This is a genomic window from Colwellia sp. MB02u-10 (assembly GCF_014077185.1).
Classification (GTDB): Bacteria; Pseudomonadota; Gammaproteobacteria; order Enterobacterales; family Alteromonadaceae; genus Cognaticolwellia.
Genome location: NZ_JACGVK010000045.1, coordinates 1 through 19,338 on the forward strand (window position 1 = coordinate 1; position 19,338 = coordinate 19,338).

14 protein-coding genes are annotated in these 19,338 nt (G+C 40.5%); 2 read left to right on the forward strand and 12 right to left on the reverse strand.

Annotation, left to right across the window (positions count from 1 at the left end; genetic code table 11):
- Nucleotides 1-262 precede the first annotated feature (262 nt).
- Complete coding sequence (locus H4J59_RS00150; RefSeq protein WP_182235764.1) at nucleotides 263-2,059, reverse strand: acyl-CoA dehydrogenase C-terminal domain-containing protein; 1,797 nt, start codon at nucleotides 2,057-2,059, stop codon at nucleotides 263-265.
- A 604-nt stretch (nucleotides 2,060-2,663) separates the two neighbouring features.
- On the opposite strand from H4J59_RS00150, the gene H4J59_RS00155 reads away from it, so the two are divergent.
- A complete protein-coding gene (locus H4J59_RS00155) occupies nucleotides 2,664-3,326 on the forward strand; it encodes a nitroreductase family protein (protein WP_182235766.1) in 663 nt (220 codons plus the stop codon).
- A 292-nt stretch (nucleotides 3,327-3,618) separates the two neighbouring features.
- A complete protein-coding gene (locus tag H4J59_RS00160) occupies nucleotides 3,619-4,311 on the forward strand; it encodes a crotonase/enoyl-CoA hydratase family protein (RefSeq protein WP_182235768.1) in 693 nt (230 codons plus the stop codon).
- An 889-nt stretch (nucleotides 4,312-5,200) separates the two neighbouring features.
- On the opposite strand, the gene H4J59_RS00165 is transcribed toward H4J59_RS00160, so the two are convergent.
- The 11 genes from H4J59_RS00165 to H4J59_RS00215 form a co-directional block, all read right to left on the reverse strand.
- Complete coding sequence (locus H4J59_RS00165) at nucleotides 5,201-6,373, reverse strand: VWA domain-containing protein (RefSeq protein ID WP_182136748.1); 1,173 nt, start codon at nucleotides 6,371-6,373, stop codon at nucleotides 5,201-5,203.
- Between the two features lie 2 nt (nucleotides 6,374-6,375).
- Nucleotides 6,376-7,212: a MoxR family ATPase gene (locus tag H4J59_RS00170; RefSeq protein WP_182136749.1), complete on the reverse strand. Its 837-nt coding sequence runs from the start codon at nucleotides 7,210-7,212 to the stop codon at nucleotides 6,376-6,378.
- Between the two features lie 211 nt (nucleotides 7,213-7,423).
- Entirely contained in the window at nucleotides 7,424-9,541 is a 2,118-nt protein-coding gene (locus H4J59_RS00175; RefSeq protein WP_182235770.1) for a molybdopterin-dependent oxidoreductase, read from the reverse strand.
- Between the two features lie 294 nt (nucleotides 9,542-9,835).
- Nucleotides 9,836-10,834 carry an NADP-dependent oxidoreductase gene (locus H4J59_RS00180; protein WP_182235772.1) on the reverse strand — a complete coding sequence of 333 codons (999 nt, stop codon included), beginning with the start codon at nucleotides 10,832-10,834 and terminating at the stop codon, nucleotides 9,836-9,838.
- 125 nt (nucleotides 10,835-10,959) lie between these two features.
- Complete coding sequence (locus H4J59_RS00185; protein WP_182235774.1) at nucleotides 10,960-12,618, reverse strand: AMP-binding protein; 1,659 nt, start codon at nucleotides 12,616-12,618, stop codon at nucleotides 10,960-10,962.
- 89 nt (nucleotides 12,619-12,707) lie between these two features.
- Nucleotides 12,708-13,889 carry an acetyl-CoA C-acyltransferase gene (locus tag H4J59_RS00190; RefSeq protein WP_182235776.1) on the reverse strand — a complete coding sequence of 394 codons (1,182 nt, stop codon included), beginning with the start codon at nucleotides 13,887-13,889 and terminating at the stop codon, nucleotides 12,708-12,710.
- A 64-nt stretch (nucleotides 13,890-13,953) separates the two neighbouring features.
- Nucleotides 13,954-14,883, reverse strand: a complete 930-nt coding sequence (locus H4J59_RS00195; RefSeq protein ID WP_182235778.1) for an SDR family NAD(P)-dependent oxidoreductase — start codon at nucleotides 14,881-14,883, stop codon at nucleotides 13,954-13,956.
- Between the two features lie 65 nt (nucleotides 14,884-14,948).
- Nucleotides 14,949-15,410: a MaoC family dehydratase gene (locus H4J59_RS00200; protein ID WP_182235780.1), complete on the reverse strand. Its 462-nt coding sequence runs from the start codon at nucleotides 15,408-15,410 to the stop codon at nucleotides 14,949-14,951.
- A gap of 93 nt (nucleotides 15,411-15,503) precedes the next feature.
- Nucleotides 15,504-17,309, reverse strand: coding sequence for an acyl-CoA dehydrogenase (locus tag H4J59_RS00205; protein ID WP_182235781.1), 1,806 nt, complete (start codon nucleotides 17,307-17,309; stop codon nucleotides 15,504-15,506).
- A 72-nt stretch (nucleotides 17,310-17,381) separates the two neighbouring features.
- On the reverse strand, nucleotides 17,382-18,143 hold the full coding sequence (locus tag H4J59_RS00210; RefSeq protein WP_182235782.1) for an SDR family NAD(P)-dependent oxidoreductase: 762 nt from the start codon (nucleotides 18,141-18,143) through the stop codon (nucleotides 17,382-17,384).
- Between the two features lie 105 nt (nucleotides 18,144-18,248).
- Nucleotides 18,249-19,325 (reverse strand): phosphotransferase family protein, encoded by a 1,077-nt coding sequence (locus H4J59_RS00215; RefSeq protein WP_182235783.1) that lies wholly within the window; start codon nucleotides 19,323-19,325, stop codon nucleotides 18,249-18,251.
- Nucleotides 19,326-19,338: the final 13 nt, after the last annotated feature.

Below are 19,338 nucleotides of genomic sequence, written 5' to 3' on the forward strand. Positions count from 1 at the left end.
TGGTTAAAATACACCAAGGCTACGGTGCTCTCAATCACAATAGCCAGCTATTGCTCAATCAAGCGTCTTGCCCTGATGCATTTTCTCTGCGCACAACAAGATCACAAATTTAATGAAAGTGGTATAACACCTGATATAAGGTAAAATGGTTATGTATTGCTATTAAACAAGACATAACCATGAATGACTTAGCGAAAAAAGAGGCTTTCAACGCTAAGTGTTTCTGCTATATTTTTTAGTAAAACATTACTATTTCAAGCAATTAAAAAGCGAAGTCTTCACTCGCTAATGCCATAATTGAATCAACACCACCTTCAATACAAGCGGCGTGCCCTTTTGCACGTGGCAGTATGCGTTTAAAGTAAAAATTTGCTGTTTTAATTTTTGCTTGGTAAAACGCTTTATCTTCATCGCTATTTTTTAATTTATCTTCAGCCACTGCAGCCATTCTTGCCCAGAAATAAGCTAAAGTAACATAGCCAGCAAACATCAAATAGTCGACTGATGCGCCGCCAATTTCATCTGCGTTGCTCATGGCTTTTTTACCTACGTCAGCGGTTAATTCTTGCCATTGCTGAGAATAAGCCCCTAGTGCTTGAATATGCTCTGCCATTTCTGGATTACCTGCATGCTGTTGGCAGAATGCGCCAATATCAGTCATGAAAGGTTTTAAAATGGCGCCTTTACTGCCTAAAATTTTACGCGCAAGTAAATCTAAGGCTTGAATACCGGTAGTGCCTTCATATATGCAACTTATTTTAGTATCGCGCACTAATTGTTCCATGCCCCATTCTTTGATAAAGCCGTGACCACCTAATACTTGTATACCATGACTGGTACACTCAAAGCCTAATTCACTCAACAAGGCTTTAGCTATCGGCGTTAACAAGGCAAGTCTTGTTTCAGCGTCTGCTACTTTGGCTGCATCTTTTTCGGCATGTGTTACATCAACTAACTGTGACAAATAACCCAATAACGCTCGGCCGCCTTCAGCAATAGATTTTTGCGTTAACAACATTCTACGTACATCTGGATGCACAATAATCGGGTCTGCCGGACCATTTGGGTTTTTAACACCGCTAATTGATCGCATTTGCAAACGGTCTTTAGCATAAGCTAATGCCCCTTGAAAAGACGCTTCTGTTGCTGCCGTACCTTCAAGTGCCACACCCAAGCGCGCTGCGTTCATAAAGGTAAACATACAGTTTAAACCGCGGTTAACTTCACCAATTAAATAGCCTTTAGCATTATCAAAATTAATCACACAAGTTGCGTTAGCGTTGATACCCATTTTGTGTTCAATAGAACCACAACTTACCGCGTTTTTATCCGCTATCGTGCCATCATCGTTGACGTTAAATTTTGGTACGATGAAAAGAGAAATACCTTTACTACCTTCAGGCGAACCTGGAATACGGGCAATAACGATATGCACAATGTTGTCAGACAAATCATGCTCACCCGCTGAAATAAATATTTTTGAGCCGGTTAATGAATAGCTACCATCGTCTGTTAGTTCTGCTTTGGTGCGCAACATGCCTAAATCGGTACCACAATGCGCTTCAGTTAAACACATAGTGCCCGTCCAGCTGCCTTCAACTAGGTTTGGCATAAATTGTTGTTTTTGTTTATCAGTACCATGCGCTTCAATGGTAGCCATTGCACCATGACTTAAACCAGGATACATAGCAAAACTATGATTCGCTGCTGACATCATTTCGCTGATCGCGCCATTCAATGAATGTGGCAAGCCTTGACCGCCAAACTCTACGCTTTGAGATAATGTTGGCCAACCACCGTCAACATATTGCTTATAAGCATCTTTAAAACCGTCTGGTGTGGTTACTACGCCATCGGTCCATGTACAACCTTGTTGATCACCTATTTGATTAATGGGTGCAATAACCTGCTCAGTAAATTTGGCAGCTTCGCTAAGAATAGCATCAACCATATCTTCACTGGCATCAGAATAACCAAGTTCTTGGTAATGCTTGTTGCAGTCTAACAACTCTTGCATAACAAACTTTATATCTCTAATCGGGGCTTTATACTCAGGCATTTATTTATTCTCCAGTTATTATTAGATTCAGTCTTTTTTAATAGAAATTAACTTTACTACCATTGAAAATAACACAGTGGTACTACCAGTACGAGAAATTAAATTTTTTAGATTACTTTTAAATAAAATAACATTGAAAAAGCATGTCACACTTAATTTATTTAACCTTAACCTCTAATAATCAACAGTCTTCTGCCCATCATAGCGAGTAGTCTTATAATTTTATGCTGTTCACAAGACAGTTATAAAACCAATGAATATTTTTCATTACCTACTATTATGTTTTCGTATACAACAAATCATCAAATACATCTATAATTTGACTAGTGTCAAGATAGATTGTAACTTACTTAACTAACGTCTAGTTTAGTGCCGTTTTATCTTATATATCGTCACTACTATATGTTTTTATAATACCGTCTTATTAAAAATATTCATTGGTGTTATAAAAACATCGGCTTTAGCATAAGTAACACTACAAGCATGCTTTTATGCTGTAGGTTATTATTAAGCTTAGATTCAAATTAAACTAGCTTCACATTAAACTTAGATTCAAGCAGCAAATTAATCATCCGCTATTTTAAATCATTATAAAGGACCTGTTATGTCAGTGATTGCCCTGTTAGAAAAACGCTACTCTACCCGTGCTTATTTGGATAAACCCATACCACAACCATTACTGGAATCCATTTTTACACAAGCACAGCAGGCGCCTTCAAACTGTAATGTGCAACCTTGGCAAACCTGTGTAGTGTCTGGTGAGAAGAAAGAGCAATTAAAAAACGCTCTGATCTCAACCGTTATGAAGGGTGCTGCACCCAATCCTGATTTTAACTGGCTACCTAAATATGAAGGCGTTCATCGAGATCGCCAATTTGGTTCAGCGAATGCACTTTATAGTGCTATTGGCGTGACCCGAGAAGATAAGCAAGGCCGACAGCGTGCGATGATACGAAACTGGAGCTTTTTTGATGCTCCTCACGTTGCTTTTTTTACCATGGATAAATATTTAGATATTATGGGAGCCGTTGATCTGGGTATTTATGCCCAAACGCTTTCATTAATACTCGCAGAGCATGGCTTGTCATCTTGTATGCAAGGTGCTCTGGGCCAATTCCCCGATCCCATAAAAGCAGCACTTAACTTACCAGAACAGCGTGGCATTTTATTTGGTATGTCATTTGGTTATGCTGATGAAAGCGCTGCCGTAAATAACACCCGAACTGAGCGTGAAGATATGACCAATGCGGTGACCTTTTTTAAATAATCTTAAAAAAAAGAGCAACACTTAATCGCTATATTGCCAATGAGATATAACACTATTTTTAATCCATTTAAAATTTTTAAACAAACGCATATTTTTTGCTGGCGATTGTTTCAGTGCCGCTGATACTATGATGGCAATTATATTAGCAATGACCGAAAACCTGGGGTTATGAGCAAATCACACCATAACCCAAACTTATTTTGTTAACATTAACAAAGGCATCCGACCAAAAAGCAACAGGTTTTGGTTTGCAAGGCCATTTCATTCAAATTAGATAACTTTAGGAAGAACCGTGGAATTAATCGATTTAGACATTAATGAAAAAATTGCAACAATCACTTTAAAAAATGGCAAAGTTAACGCTATTTCTCACCAAGTGATAGCCGAAATAAATGACGCTTTAGATCAAGCTGAATCCGCCGGTGCTGTGGTTATTTTAACCGCTCAACCCGGTATATTCTCTGCTGGATTTGACTTAAAAACCATGAAAGAAAGTTCAGAATCAGCGGTGGCCTTAGTTACCGCAGGTTCTACTTTGTCTCGTCGTATGTTGTCATTTCCTTTACCAATTATCGGGGCATGTTCTGGTCATGCTATTGCTAAGGGGGCATTTTTATTACTGAGTTGTGATTATCGTATCGGCAGTTTAGGTAAATTTAAAATCGGCTTAAACGAAGTCACCATTGGTATGACTATGCACCAAGCCGGCATTGAAATAGCACGCAATCGCATACCCACTAACTATTTAACCCGCTCGGTGATTAATGCAGAATTATTCTCGCCAGAAACAGCAGTTTTAGCTGGGTTTTTAGATACCTTAGTAGAACCAGAACAGTTAATGACAACAGCGAAGGCAGCTGCTACTCATATGCTGACATTGAATATGGATGCGCATCACGGTACTAAGTTAAAAACAAGAAAAGATATTTTAGCGACCTTAGATGCGGCAATTGCCCTTGATGCAGCTATGGTTATCGCTTTATAGAAATTTTTTAAAACCGCTTGATATACCTGCCTATGCACTTAAATCAGAACGTTAGTTTAAGTGCATAATCATCATCTGTAGTAAGGCCCTATACAGAAACCATCTAGGTGTAAACCTAGGATGGACCTCAGTCCATCAGGTTAAATGAAATTTAACTGCTTTTAGTATTAAGACTCATTAAGAAAAATAATATCCGCTGCCAATGCTTTTTGGCCAATAGCATTAATCACCCGCTTAACGGTTGTCGGACTAAAGTCCGACCTACAAAAAAATCACCTAAATCTACATAGTCACCCGTAGGCTCTATGTAGGATGGACTTCAGTCCATCAAGTTAAATGAAATTTAACGGCTTTTGGTATTAAGACTCATTAAGAAAAACAATACTCGCTGCCAATGCTTTTTGGCCCATAGCGTTAATCACTCGCTTAACGGTTGTCGGACTAAAGTCCGACCTACAAAAAAATCACCTGAATCTACATCGTCACCCGTAGGCTCTATGTGGGATGGACTTCAGTCCATCGAGTTAAATGAAATTTAACGGCTTTTGGTATTAATACTGATAAAAAAACAATACTCGCTTAACGGTTGTCGGACTAAAGTCCAACCTACAAAAAAATTGTCCAAGGCTAGATTATCACCCGTAGGCTCTATGTAGGATGGACTTCAGTCCATCAGGTTAAATGAAATTTAACGGCTTTTGGTATTAAGACTGATTAAGAAAAATAATACCTGCTGCCGATGTTTTTTGGCCAATAGCATTAATCACCCGCTTAACGGTGACGGGCTAAAGTCCGACCTACAAAAAATTGTCCAAGGCTAGATTATCACTCGTAGTTTCTCTGTAGGGCCTATATAGATTGGACTTTTTATTTATACTTACATGAGTCTTTAGCTTACTTCTTTAATAGCACGACCTATACCGTCAACCGTTAGTGGAAACATTTTGTCGTCAATTAATCCTTTAATAATTGAAATTGACTGATGATAATCCCATTGATTTTCTGGTTGTGGGTTTAACCATGCCACCTTATTAAAATGCCCCAAAATTCGTTGCATATAATCAATGCCGGCTTTTTTATTCCAATGTTCAACACTGCCACCTGGGGCAATTATTTCATAAGGCCCCATGGTAGCGTCACCGACAAAAAGCACCTTATAATCACTGCCAAAGGTTCGTATTATCTCTTCTAGATCAACGGTGTTAGTACGACGACGGCTGTTGTCTTTCCATAAACTTTCGTAAACACAATTATGAAAATAGAAAAATTCAAGGTGTTTAAACTCAGTATGCGCCGCTGAGAATAGCTCTTCACAGGTATGAATGTATTCATCCATAGAGCCGCCAATATCAAAAAACATTAATACTTTTACCGAATTATGACGCTCAGGCTCCATATGCACGTCGAGTAAGCCACCATTTTTTGCAGTAGAACGTATAGTGGTATTAATATCAAGTTTTTCACTGGCGCCAGTACGAGCAAATTTTCTCAGTTTTTTAAGCGCAAGTTTGATATTGCGCGTACCGAGTTCTTTATCTTGGTCAAAGTTTCTAAACTCGCGTTTATCCCACACTTTTACCGCTCGGTTATTACGATTACCGTCTTGACCCACACGAATACCTTCTGGGTGATAGCCATAGGCGCCAAACGGTGATTTACCGCCGGTACCAACCCATTTGTTACCACCTTCGTGTCGTTTTTCTTGCTCTGCAAGGCGCTCTTTTAAGGTTTTCATTAATTCGTCAAGACCACCCAAGGCCTTTAACTTGTCTTTCTCTTCTTGACTGAGTTGGCTTTCAAACTTTTTTCTTAGCCATTCATCCGGTACAACCTTGTCGAAAATATCGATCTTTTGCACACCGTCAAAATATTCAGCGAATGCACCATCAAACTTGTCATAATGGATCTCGTCTTTAACCATCACAATTTTAGCTAAATGATAAAAGGCTTCAACATCGGCAAAAACTACGCCTTTTTTTAGTAACGCAATAAGATCTAAGAGCTCGCGCAAACTCACCGGTACTTTGTGCTTTCTAAGGGTTAAAAATAAATCTATAAACACGTTTATTGCCTGTTTCTGCGACTAATAAAAGCGAGCTTTTCGAGTAATGACACATCTTGCTCATTTTTAAGTAAGGCGCCAAATAAAGGAATGATGTCTGACTTTTTATTGATCAGTACATCTTGAGCAACATCGTCGGCAACTAGCAGTTTTAACCAGTCAATTAACTCAGACGTTGACGGTTTTTTCTTAATACCTTGCACCTCCCTAAGATCAAAAAACACCTCTAAAGTATGCGCTAACAAGTCTTGTTTTACATGCGGGTGATGAACGGCAATAATTTGTTCCATCTCTACTTTGGTTGGAAATTTAATGTAATGAAAGAAGCAGCGGCGCAAAAATGCATCGGGTAGCTCTTTTTCATTATTGGAGGTAATAATAATAATCGGCCGTTGTTTTGCTTTGATCACCTGTTGAGTTTCATAAACAAAAAACTCCATCTTATCAAGCTCTTGCAATAAATCATTGGGAAATTCTATATCGGCTTTGTCTATTTCATCAATTAATAATATCGGGCGTTGTTCTTCTTCAAATGCCTGCCAAAGTTTGCCTTTAATAATATAATTTGAAATATCATTAACCCGTTCATCACCTAATTGGCTATCACGTAAACGCGACACGGCGTCATATTCATACAAGCCCTGCTGTGCTTTAGTGGTCGATTTAATATGCCATTGATATAATTTACAATTAAGTGACTTTGCTAATTCTTCTGCTAGCTGGGTTTTACCCGTACCCGGCTCGCCTTTGATCAATAATGGTTTTTCTAAGGTAATTGCTGCGTTTACCGCTAAGCGAAGTTCGTCTGATGCAATATAATTTTCTGTACTGTTAAACATGGTTTTCCCTATAAAGATGATGCCCTGTAATGTTAGGCGCCATTAAAAATTGATGGATTAATATAACTGTCGGACTCAATAATTACTCAGACCGGAAAAAGATCTGGCGTGTCTGCTGATTGCTTTTATATTTACAAAACGCTTAAGGCTAATAATATCGTCTTAAGCTAAATAAGAGCAAACACTCAGTGAGTTTATTTTTAGTATCCTCCTACATGGCAAGTTTAACTGCGACTGGTGTGCCATTAAGCGCCGCGTTACCTGTTAATGTGTCGACCCGATTAACATCAGTTAAATCATTTATACTGACACCAGGTTGTGTCGCTGCTACCGACATATTCGTGTTTTTTTGGTTATGCCCCCAGCCTTGCGGCATGCTCACAACACCGCGTTGAATATCATCGGTAATAGCCGCATTAATCAGCACTTGGCCCGAAATCGAGCTAACACTGACTAACTGTCCATTGGCTATGCCCAATATTTTTGCATCTTCGGGATGAATTTCTAATGTGCATGGGTTTTTACCTTTCACTAAACGTGCTGAGTTTTGTGTCCAAGTGTTATGACTTTTTACCAAGCGCCGACCGATTAAGTCAAACGGGTAGTCATTATAACGAGCAGGCTTTGACATCACTGCTTTTAGCCGAGGTAAATCGTCAACATAGAGTTGCGGCAATAAATCTACTTTACCGTCAGTGGTTTTAATTCGCTCAGTTATACACGGCATTAAAGGCCCAATATCTATGCCATGTGGGTTATCAATAAGTTTTTGTAAACTTAAACCTTGCTCACCATAGGGGCCGTTTTTCAACTCCGTGTCTAAGATAATTTCTGGCGTCAGGTTTTTAAGATGCTCTGGAATGACTGTATCTGTCATTCTGGCGGTTAGTTCTTTTAATATTTCATAATCGTTGCGTTGGCCGTCTTCTTTTTCAAATAATGGCGCTGAATATTTTACGGTATTTCGCACAGAAAAAGAGTTAAAGAAAATATCATAGTGAGAATTTTCAATACCTGTGGTCGCCGGTAAAATAATATTGGCATATTGGGTGGTTTCATTTAAATAAATATCAACGCAAACCATGTAGTCTAACTCTTTAAAGGCTTCTGCTAATTTATGACCACTAGGACTAGAAAGCACCGGATTGCCAGCAATGGTGATCAAGGTTTTAATTTGGCCTTCACCTTGGGTCTGAATTTCTTCGGCTAGCGCAGCGACGGGGAATTCACCATTAAAAAACGGCAATTTTCGCACTCGGGTATGATGCTGACCAAATGAGCTTTTATGCCCTTTTTTATGATTTCTTAATAAATCAAAAGCGGGTTGAGGAAACATCGCCCCGCCTGCACGGTCAAAATTACCAGTAATGATATTCAGTGCATTGGTTAGCCATTGACATAAACCACCAAAGGTTTGTGTTGATGCCCCCATGCGGCTGTAACACACGGCTGAATTTGCCGACATAAACTCATCGGCTAAGCTACAAATTTTTTCCGCCTCAATACCAACAAACTCAGCAACAGTCTCTGCACAATAGCTTTTTGCTAGTTGCTCAAGTCCATCAATACCCTTAACTTGGTTATCTAAGTGGCGTAAGTTTAGCGAATTAGTGGCGAAAACACGGTTGATCATCGCCAGTAGTAATAAGGCATCTTTCTCTGGACGAATGAATAAATGCTGGTCAGCTACTTTGGCGGTATGGGTTCTGCGAGGGTCTATCACCACCACTTTACCCGCACGTTTTTGAATCGCTTTTAAACGGCCAATAACATTGGGCGCTGTCATCATACTGCCGTTAGAAACCACCGGATTAGCACCAATAATGAGCATAAAATCAGTGCGGTCAATATCAGGGATGGGAATCAGCATGCCGGCGCCAAACATAAAGTTAGCTGCAACATGGTGCGGCATTTGGTCGGTTGAAGCAGAACTGAAACGATTAAGCGTGCCTAACGCTTTAATGAAGGGTTTTAAAAATAGCGTATTACCCAGGTTATGGGCATTGGGATTACCTAAATACAAGGCTAAGGCATTTTTACCATGTTGAGCTTGGCTCGCCTTGAGTTTTTCAGCGATTTCAGTAAAGGCGGCTTGCCATGAAATGTCTTCCCAACCGTTTTCGGTGCGTCTTATCGGCGTTTTTAAACGATCTTTATCTTGGTAAAAATCTTGTAAGGCCATTGCTTTTGAGCAATGGTAACCTTTACTAAAGGGGTCTTTTTGATCGCCTTTAATGGAAATTATTTTTTTATCTTGATACTTAATTTCCAAACCACACATGGCTTCACAAATATTGCAGTTACGATAATGGCTTTTAATTTCACTCATAAATATTGCCTAATTTAATAATGAGCAAATCGGTTAGTACGGCTTGAACACCGATATACTCATTTTAATTTCCTTAGATTTAGGTTAAGACTTCTCTTTAAACCATATTTTAATAAAGCCTTTTAATGAAGCCTTAAATAAAGTCAATAGTAACGATACTTTTCAGCTTAAAAGTGCCAGCCAATCATCCTTTTCAGGTACAAGATTACGAAAACCTGGCGCTGAACGCTAAAGTACAAGGATAATTTTATGGCTATAGCAAATATTTACAAGCAAAAATTATTCGCTAACTGGTTAAATTTTAACGATTAACTTGCCTTTGTTTTTACCCGTAAAGAATAAGTTCAAGCCTGTAATTGCTGACTCAAGCCCTTCTAAAACGTGCGCACGATGTTTGATTTTTCCTTGCATCACGTAAGGGGTCAGCTTGGTTAATAAGGCTGGAATTTCACCAAAATGATCTGGCATGGTAAAACCTTGTATCGTCAAACGCTTTTTGATGATCGGGATCCAATTTGGCGCTAAGTCAGGGTTTTGTTTTGGATAATCAGCAATTAAGCCACAAACAACAATACGACCATGCGCATTCATTCTTTCAAAGACATGGTGCTGTATTGGGCCACCCGTATTTTCAAAGTAAACGTCAACACCATTTGGGGTAAGTTCGGCTAATTTTTCAGCTAAATTATCTGTTTTATAATTAATAGCACCGTCAAAGCCTAATTCGTTAACAATCCAATCGGCTTTTTCATCACTGCCAACCACACCAATAACTCTAAGGCCATCCGCTTTAGCTAACTGCCCGACAATTGAACCAACCGAGCCTGCCGCACCAGAAACAACCAGGGTTTCACCACTTTTTGGCTTACCTATACTGTACAAACCTTGTGTGGCGGTTAAGCCCGGTAAAGCAAATACCGATAAAATCGCTTCATCTGGCAGTGGCGCAGCCACTTTGTTCAAGCCTGCACCGTCACTTAAGTGATATTCTTTCCAGCCCATCATGCCCATAACACGGTCGCCCACTTTAAAGTCAGCATGTTGACTTTCGACGACTTCGCCAATGCCTGAACTGCGCATCACATCGCCTAATGCCACCGGCGGAATATAACTTTCGGTGTCAGCACTCATCCAACCAAACATGGCTGGGTCAAGCGACATATGGTTTTGTTTTACTAAAAACTGCCCTTCTCCAACGGTTGGCATGGCGACTTGCACAACCTCAAATAGTTCTGGGCCAATGGGGCCAGTACCTGGACGAGCGATTAAATTAATTGCGGTATAAGTAGTCATTATATTTCTCCTAGTTATCTGCTTTACTGAATATACAGAGCCTGATTAATAAAGCCTGATAACCAGATAAAGCAGTGGTTAATTTTTATTAAGCCGATAGTGGCAAATAGTATTGATTTAACGGTTTAGCTGCGTAATTCTTTTCGCAGCACTTTGCCGACATTGCTCTTGGGTAATTCATCGATAAATTCTACAAACTTAGGACGTTTATAATTGGTTAGCATTTCATGACAGTGATCAAAAATATCTTGTTCGGTTAAGTTAGGATCTTTTTTAACAATGAACACTTTTACTGCTTCACCGCTAGCATCGTTTTTAACACCAATGGCTGCCGCTTCAAGTACCCCTTGGTGCATCACAAGAACTTCTTCTATTTCATTTGGAAAAACGTTAAAACCAGAGACAATAATCATGTCTTTTTTACGATCGACAATCTTAAAAAAGCCATTTTCGTCCATGGTGGCGATATCACCGGTTGCTAACCAACCGTCTTTTAATACTTCATCAGTGGCGGCTTGACGATTAAAATAACCTTTCATCACTTGTGGGCCTTTTACCCACATTTCACCCGGCTGTCCTAGCGCAACATCCATACCATCATCATCGACTAAACGAATATCTGTTGAAGAAACAGGAATGCCGATAGAACCATTGTAGTTTTCTTGGTTATAGGGGCTCATCGTCACTAAGGGTGCGCATTCAGTTAAGCCGTAACCTTCTAATAAACGTGTGCCAGTAACCTTTTCCCAAAGTTCTGCGACGGGACGTTGCACAGACATACCCCCCCCAAAACCAAGTTTTAGTGGACTAAAGTCAAGTTTGTCAAAACCTGGGGTATGTAACAAACCATTAAATAAAGTGTTTACACCGGTTATGACGGTAAAAGGATATTTAGCTAATTCTTTAACAAAACCGGCCATATCTCTAGGATTAGTAATTAATAGATTAGTGCCACCAAAGGGGATAAAACACAGACAGTTAGAGGTTAAGGCATAAACATGATAAAGCGGTAACGCGGTAACCATAATTTCTTTGCCAACCTCGTAAACATTTTTAGTCGCCGCATTAGATTGCTCAAGGTTAGCAACCATATTACGGTGGGTTAACATCGCGCCTTTTGAAGGTCCGGTTGTGCCGCCAGTATATTGTAAAAAAGCTAAATCAGTACCCACCACCTCAACCGGCGTAAAATTAAGCGCCGCGCCTTTTGCCATTGCCCGATTAAATTTTACTGCTTGAGGTAAATGGTACGCGGGTACTTGTTTCTTAACATACTTTAGTACGCCATTAATTATAGCGCCTTTAATTTTACTCAACCTGTCACCGACACCGGTAATAATAACCTGCTCTACGTCCGTTTTATCAATAACGGCGGCAAGTACATGAGCAAAGTTTTCGAGAATAAGAATGCCTTTTGCGCCCGAGTCTTTTAATTGGTGTTGTAATTCACGCGCGGTATAAAGCGGATTGACATTAACCACAGTGAGTCCGGCAATCAATGCGCCAAATAATGCGATAGGATATTGCAGGGTATTTGGGATCATAATGGCAAATTTATCGCCTTTAACTAATCCTAAATCTTGTTGCAAATAAGCAGCAAAGTCGTTAGCTTGTTGTGCAAGTTCTTGATAAGAAATGCTGGCACCCATATTAATAAATGCGGTATTGTTTTGATAAAGTTTGGTGTATTTTAAAAACAAATCTGCCAAAGAGTTATATTTGTCTGGATCTATTTCAAATGCTAGACCCTTTGGGTAACTTTTTTCAAGCCAAATTCTTTCCATTTTATTCTCTCCCCAATTGTTGATTTTTTAAGTGACTTTTTAAGCCACCTTATTATTATTTTACTGCCGTGCTACATTGCTTTTAATATTTACAGTACTTCAAATAAACCTGCTGCACCTTGACCACCACCAATGCACATGCTGATCACGACATATTTTGCACCGCGTCGTTTACCTTCAATTAATCCATGCATAACCATACGCGTGCCGCTCATGCCGTATGGATGACCAATTGAAATAGCACCGCCATTTACATTCAGACGATCTTCTGGAATACCCAGCTTTTGAGCACAATATAAAACTTGTACGGCAAAGGCTTCGTTAATTTCCCATAAACCAATATCGTCCATAGTTAGCTTATTACGCGCTAGTAATTTTGGTATCGCATAAATGGGACCAATACCCATTTCATCAGGTTCACAACCCGCAACGGCCATGCCGCGATAAACGCCTAATGGCTTAAGTCCGCGCTGCTCGGCTAACTCACGCTCCATTAATACCACAGCGGCTGCACCATCAGATAACTGTGACGCATTGCCACCGGTTATTGAACCATGTTCTTTTACTGCTTTCAACGCCGATAAACCTGCCATATGAGTTGATGGGCGGTTGCCTTCATCTTGCGTTAAGGTAACTTCTACTTTACTGATAGCACCTGTTGCTTTGTCCATCACTAATTTTGTTGCTGTAACTGGCACAATTTCATCATCAAACTTATTCTCGGCTTGTGCGGCTGCCGTGCGTTGTTGAGATTTAAGTGCATAAGCATCTTGTGCTGCTCTTGATATATCATAACGATTAGCTACCACTTCTGCAGTATCTAGCATAGGCATATATATCGCTGGGCGATAGGCTTTTACACTGGGGTCAACCAGGCGATGCATATTCATTTTGTCGTTTTGCACTAAACTAATAGAGTCACAACCACCGGCAACCATCACTTGTGCGCCATCGCAGACAATATGATTTGCCGCGGTTGCTATCGACATTAAACCTGATGAACATTGTCTATCAATTGTCATACCGGCAACAGAAACCGGTAACTCGGCCGCCATAGCCACTTGACGAGCAAAGTTCATCCCTTGATTACCTTGTGTCAACGCGGCACCAAAAATACAGTCTTCAATTTCATTTACATCAATTCCTGCCCGTTCTACGGCAGCTTTTACCGCCACAGCAGCCAATGTTGGTGCTGATAAATCATTAAATGCGCCACGGTACGCCTTGCCAATGGGCGTACGAGCTACTGATACAATAACGGCTTCTCTCATGATAAATCCCTATTAAGTCTTTGATAATTAGTAGATAGTTATTTAGCCAAATAGCAACGCGTAACTATTTTCTTGCTTTTTGTTGTGATTTCATAAAAGCCATGGCTTTTAAAACAAACTTTTCACCTTGTTTGGCACCTGACGCTAATGTCGTTTGGCCAGTTTGATTAGTTAACTCGGGCCATTGTTCACGTACAGTTTCAGGATTTTGGTTTTGCTCGGCAATAAAACAACCCTGGGTTTCAACGATACTGGCACTTGAATAGCCGCCTGCGCCAGCACATAAAATAAAGCGATTAGGGGCATCGTCATCACACAGTGTTAACAGAGCGGCTGTTACCGCTTCAGGTGCAAAAGCTTGGACAATTTCTGCCGGCATTAAATCTTCCGTCATACGTGTGCCTGCAGTTGGCGCTAGGGCATTGACGCGAATATTATTTTTTGCGCCTTCAAGTACTAAAGTATTCATTAAACCTAACACCGCCATTTTTGCCGCGCCGTAATTTGCTTGACCGAAATTACCGTACATACCGCTTGAAGAGGTGGTCATCACGATACGGCCATAGTTTTGTTCGCGCATGATGTCCCAAACCGCTTTAGTACAATTAACTGAGCCCATAACATGAACATCCATCACCAGTTTAAAGTCATCTAAGCTCATTTTAGCAAAAGATTTATCACGTAAAATACCGGCATTATTAATCAAGATATCAACACGACCCCATTTGTCCATAGCTTGGTTAACCATGTCTTGTACTTCATCAAAATTGGCAACGTTAGCACCGTGACTGATAGCTTCACCGCCATTTTCTGTAATTAAACGCACCACTTCTTCAGAGGCTTGTGACGATGCACCGCTACCATCGCGCGCACCACCTAAGTCATTAACCAGCACTTTTGCACCACGTGCGGCAAGTGCTAAGGCGTGTGAACGGCCTAAACCATTACCCGCGCCCGTAACAATGGCGACCTTACCTTCAAAACTTATTGGCATAATACTTCCTTAACATGCTTTAATTGGTTGTTTATTAATAGTTCACATTGAGACGATAGATAAGCTTATTTCACCATTTGCACTGAAAGCCATTCCGCCACTAATGCCGGTGTGTCACAACCTTCAATTTCAACCGTCACTTGTGTCGATAAACGATATTGCCCTGGTTTTTTCTCTTCAATCGCTAGCGTTTTAGCATGTGCTCTAACCCGACTATTTACCTTAACCGGTTGCAAGAACCTGACTTTGTCAAAACCCGCGTTTAAGCCCATATAGAAACCCTCAATAATGACACTGAAGTCTTCCGCAAAATGAGAAAGCATTGATAAAGATAAAAAGCCATGGGCTATGGTTGCGCCAAATGGCGTTGCTTTTGCCTTTTCTTCATCAATATGGATAAATTGATGATCTAGGGTGCAATCCGCAAATTGATTAATTTGTGCCTGCGTTATTTGGTGCCAAGGGGTTGGCTCAGCTTCAAAACCAATGTAATTGGCTAATTGATCTTTTGTTATTATGGTTGGCATAGTAAATTTCCTTTTAAGCGCATGATTATTAAGACCCTGGTTATTTAAGTACATAGTTATGTAAGTAGATAGTTATTTAAGGCCAGTTAAGCTTTAAAACCAGTCTACTTTCATGTCATAGGTTGTACTGTCTGCATTTGCTAAAATACTCGACCATAGCGCTATTTTTGGTAACTCAAAGCGATAAAAATACTGTAATGCTTGTAGCTTTCCGTGATAAAAGTCCTCATCGCTTTGATGCGGTTGTTTACTCAGTGCTTCGCTGGCCACTATGCCTTGCTTTAACCATAACCAGGCGACAATAACGTGACCAAAAAATTCAAGGTACTTTACTGAGTTAGCTAAAGCCAAATCGATATTGCCGGTCGACATTGCACCTAATACCACTTGAGTTGTTTGTTTTAAGGTCTCAACAGCAGCACTGAGTTGGCTAGAAAATTCAGCTAAATTTTTATAGGGTTTTGCTTGTTCAATGGTTCTATAAATTTCGGCTATAGTTGCTGTGTAGCCGGCCATTTTATTCATCGGTACTTTACGGGTTAATAAATCTAATGACTGAATTCCTGTGGTGCCTTCATGAATAGCATTTAAGCGATTGTCACGATAAAACAATTCAACAGGATGCTCGTTAATATAACCATGTCCACCCAAGACTTGAATAGCTAAGTCGTTAGCTTTAGTACCATATTCTGACGGCCAGGTTTTTATAATTGGCGTTAAAAAGTCTAATAACTCTTGTGCATCTTGTCGTGCTTCAATTGTGGGGGCCGTTTTTTCGTCATCGCTCAGTTGTGAGCCATAAAGCACCAGTGCAAGTGCGCCTTCAGCATAGGCCTTTTGTGCGAGTAACATACGGCGAACATCGGCGTGTTCAATAATATTAACCATGGGAGAAAGTGGATCTTTGCATGATGGCAAGCGCCCTTGTGGACGGTTTTTTGCGTAATCAAGCGAATATTGATAACCGGCAACCGCGAGTGTTGCAGCGCTAGTACCCACCATAATACGTGCCTCATTCATCATATGAAACATGTACTTAAGCCCTTGATTCTCTTCACCCACTAAGTAGCCCACTGAGCCATTTTTTTCACCAAAGCTTAAGGCTGTTGAGGTGTGAGCGCGACCACCCATTTTGTGAAACAAACCCGCTAGCGCCACCTCATTATCCTCACCCAAAGTGCCGTCATGGTTCACTAAAAATTTTGGCACGACAAATAATGAAATACCTTTAATACCTTTCACTGCGCCTTTTACTCGCGCAAGTACTAGATGGACAATATTTTCACTTAAGTCATGATCGCCACCAGAAATATAGATTTTATTACCGCTAATGCGATAAGTATCATCTGCTGACTTAACCGCCTTGGTGATTAAATCGCCAAGCCCTGAGCCGCTGCCTGGCTCGGTCATCGCCATGGTGCCCATGAATCGTCCTGAGCGCATGGGTTTAACCCATTTTTCAATCAGGGCTTTGCTACCATGGGCTTGCAGTAAATTTGCATTGGCTGTGGTCAACATGTTGTAACCTAAGCCAACACCCCCTGCGGCGGTTAAATAGCTGTTAGCCGCGCTTGCAATAATGGGCGGTAATTGCATGCCATTTGAGGCAAAATCTGCACTAGCTGAAGAAATACCCGAGGCTATTACCGCTTCAATAGCCGGTTTTAACTCAGGAATAAGACTGACGTTTTTACCGTCAAAAGTAGGTTGATGGGTATCAAGTTTTTGTCGAATAGGTAAGAAGTGTTTCTCAGCTATGGCTTTAGCCGTATTAATGACCTCATTAAAAGTCTGACGGTCATGGTCTTGATAGCGTTCTCGTTTTATCAGTGATTCACTATCAAAAAGCTCATAGAGCATAAATTCAAGATCACGTTCATTCATTAATGTTGCAGACATAAAATTATCTTCTCATCTTTTTACTTAGCTAAATCACAGCGAGTTAGTGCAAGTTACTACATGGTTATTAACTTATTGCGCTGAAACACCGCCATCTATGGCGATACATTGCCCTGTCATGTAGGTATTTGCTGGAGATAACATCATCAGCATCATGGCAACAATTTCTTTAGGTTCGCCTAAGCGATTCATTGGAGCGCCTCTAGCCATTTTCTGTTGTTGTTCTTGGTCAGCAAAATTAGTCACCATAGGCGTTAAGGTAAAAAAGGGACAAATGGCATTGATACGAATATTGTCACGACCATATTCAACCGCACCCGATTTGGTTAAACCAATCACCGCATGTTTAGCCATCGCATAAGCACTACCTCTGGCGGCACCACTTAGGCCAGCCATAGAACTCACATTGAGAATACTACCTTCACCTTGTTGCAGCATTTGTTGTATTTGATGACGCATGCCAAATTGAACACCTTTAACATTAATGGCAAATTGACTGTCCATTATGGCTTCGTCTATCTCATGTAGTGGCATAAATTCGTGGGCAACACCTGCGTTATTAACCCCTATATCAACACGGCCAAAGTGTTTAATCGCGGTGTCGACCATGGCTTTACAGTCATAATTTTTTGAAACATCACAAGCCAGTGCAATAACCTCAGCGCCAGTTGATGCAATATCTTCAGCAACTTTTAACACACCAGACTCGTTAATATCACTGATCACTAACTTGGCACCACGCTTAGCCAACTCTTGTGCTAACAGCTGTCCAAAGCCTTGCGCTGCGCCGGTAATAACAGCTACTTTTCCTGTAAAATCTAATAGTGCATCCATGGTATTTCCCTTACATTACAAATATTGTTGATGAATTTTTGTTATAACGCGCCGTTATCACTCAATTTACATGGCGATATTTTTCTTCAAAACTTACCTTTGGCATTACTTATCTGCTATTTTTTCGTCTGTTTTTTCGGCTGCCTGTTCGCCTTCCTGCTCGATAATACTTAAAGCCATTTGCGCTAAAGGTTCAACAAAGGCCCCCACTTTATTGGCCTGTTTATTTGATGCGTTGCCCTCTGATGCACGTTTTGCCACGCCTTGCACTATTGCCGCTAATCTAAAAAAGCTAAATGCTAGGTAAAAGGTCCAATTATCGATACGGTCAATGCCCATGCGTTGACAGTAACTTGCAACATATTCTGCTTCTGTGGGTATGCCTAAACTCACCCTATCAACACCTTGCAGGCCATCGATAGCGCCCATCCCTTGTGGCATACGCAGCTGCATACATTGATAAGCTAAATCAGAAAAAGGATGTCCTAACGTCGATAATTCCCAATCCAGCACAGCCATGACTTCAGGCTTGTCTTTGGCAAACATCATATTGTCTAGGCGAAAGTCACCATGTACTAAGCAAACTCGGCCATCATCTTCAGGCAGGTGTTTTTCAAGCCAAAGTATCAGCTGGTCCATAGCCGAAATTTTCTGTAATTCTGTTGTGCGATATTGCGAAGACCAACGACCAAATTGTCGTTCAAAGTAGTTACCTGCTTTGCCATAATCACCTAAACCCACTAGGTCAATATCAACGCTGTGCAGAGCGACTAAGGTTTTATTCATCGCATCATATAGTTGACTGCGATAAGCATTTGTTGAAATTTCAGCTAATGACGGACTCCAGTAAACGCTACCATCACAAAACTCCATCAAGTAAAACATAGCGCCAATAATACCGGTGTCGCGACAAAGGTGATAAACCTGAGCAACAGGTACGTCAGTACCTTTAAGGGCATCAAGCACTTCAAACTCTCGATCAACGGCGTGGGCAGATTTTAACAATTTGCCCGGTGGTTGGCTGCGCAATACATACAAACCCGATTCAGCCGTGACTTTAAAAGTAGGATTTGACTGCCCACCGGTAAACTTGCTTAAGGTGATAGGGCCAATAAAACCTGCGACATGAGACTCAAGGTATTGAGTTAATTTTTCTAGATCAAAAGCAAAGCTTGCTGTCATCTGTTTATCTCTT

Excerpts from the sequence above, each read along its gene's own strand:
- H4J59_RS00150 (WP_182235764.1), bottom strand. The coding sequence starts at position 2,059 with ATGCCTGAGTATAAAGCCCCGATTAGAGATATAAAGTTTGTTATGCAA.
- H4J59_RS00155 (WP_182235766.1), top strand. The coding sequence starts at position 2,664 with ATGTCAGTGATTGCCCTGTTAGAAAAACGCTACTCTACCCGTGCTTAT.
- H4J59_RS00170 (WP_182136749.1), bottom strand. The coding sequence starts at position 7,212 with ATGTTTAACAGTACAGAAAATTATATTGCATCAGACGAACTTCGCTTA.
- H4J59_RS00175 (WP_182235770.1), bottom strand. The coding sequence starts at position 9,541 with ATGAGTGAAATTAAAAGCCATTATCGTAACTGCAATATTTGTGAAGCC.
- H4J59_RS00180 (WP_182235772.1), bottom strand. The coding sequence starts at position 10,834 with ATGACTACTTATACCGCAATTAATTTAATCGCTCGTCCAGGTACTGGC.
- H4J59_RS00185 (WP_182235774.1), bottom strand. The coding sequence starts at position 12,618 with ATGGAAAGAATTTGGCTTGAAAAAAGTTACCCAAAGGGTCTAGCATTT.
- H4J59_RS00190 (WP_182235776.1), bottom strand. The coding sequence starts at position 13,889 with ATGAGAGAAGCCGTTATTGTATCAGTAGCTCGTACGCCCATTGGCAAG.
- H4J59_RS00195 (WP_182235778.1), bottom strand. The coding sequence starts at position 14,883 with ATGCCAATAAGTTTTGAAGGTAAGGTCGCCATTGTTACGGGCGCGGGT.
- H4J59_RS00200 (WP_182235780.1), bottom strand. The coding sequence starts at position 15,410 with ATGCCAACCATAATAACAAAAGATCAATTAGCCAATTACATTGGTTTT.
- H4J59_RS00205 (WP_182235781.1), bottom strand. The coding sequence starts at position 17,309 with ATGTCTGCAACATTAATGAATGAACGTGATCTTGAATTTATGCTCTAT.
- H4J59_RS00210 (WP_182235782.1), bottom strand. The coding sequence starts at position 18,143 with ATGGATGCACTATTAGATTTTACAGGAAAAGTAGCTGTTATTACCGGC.
- H4J59_RS00215 (WP_182235783.1), bottom strand. The coding sequence starts at position 19,325 with ATGACAGCAAGCTTTGCTTTTGATCTAGAAAAATTAACTCAATACCTT.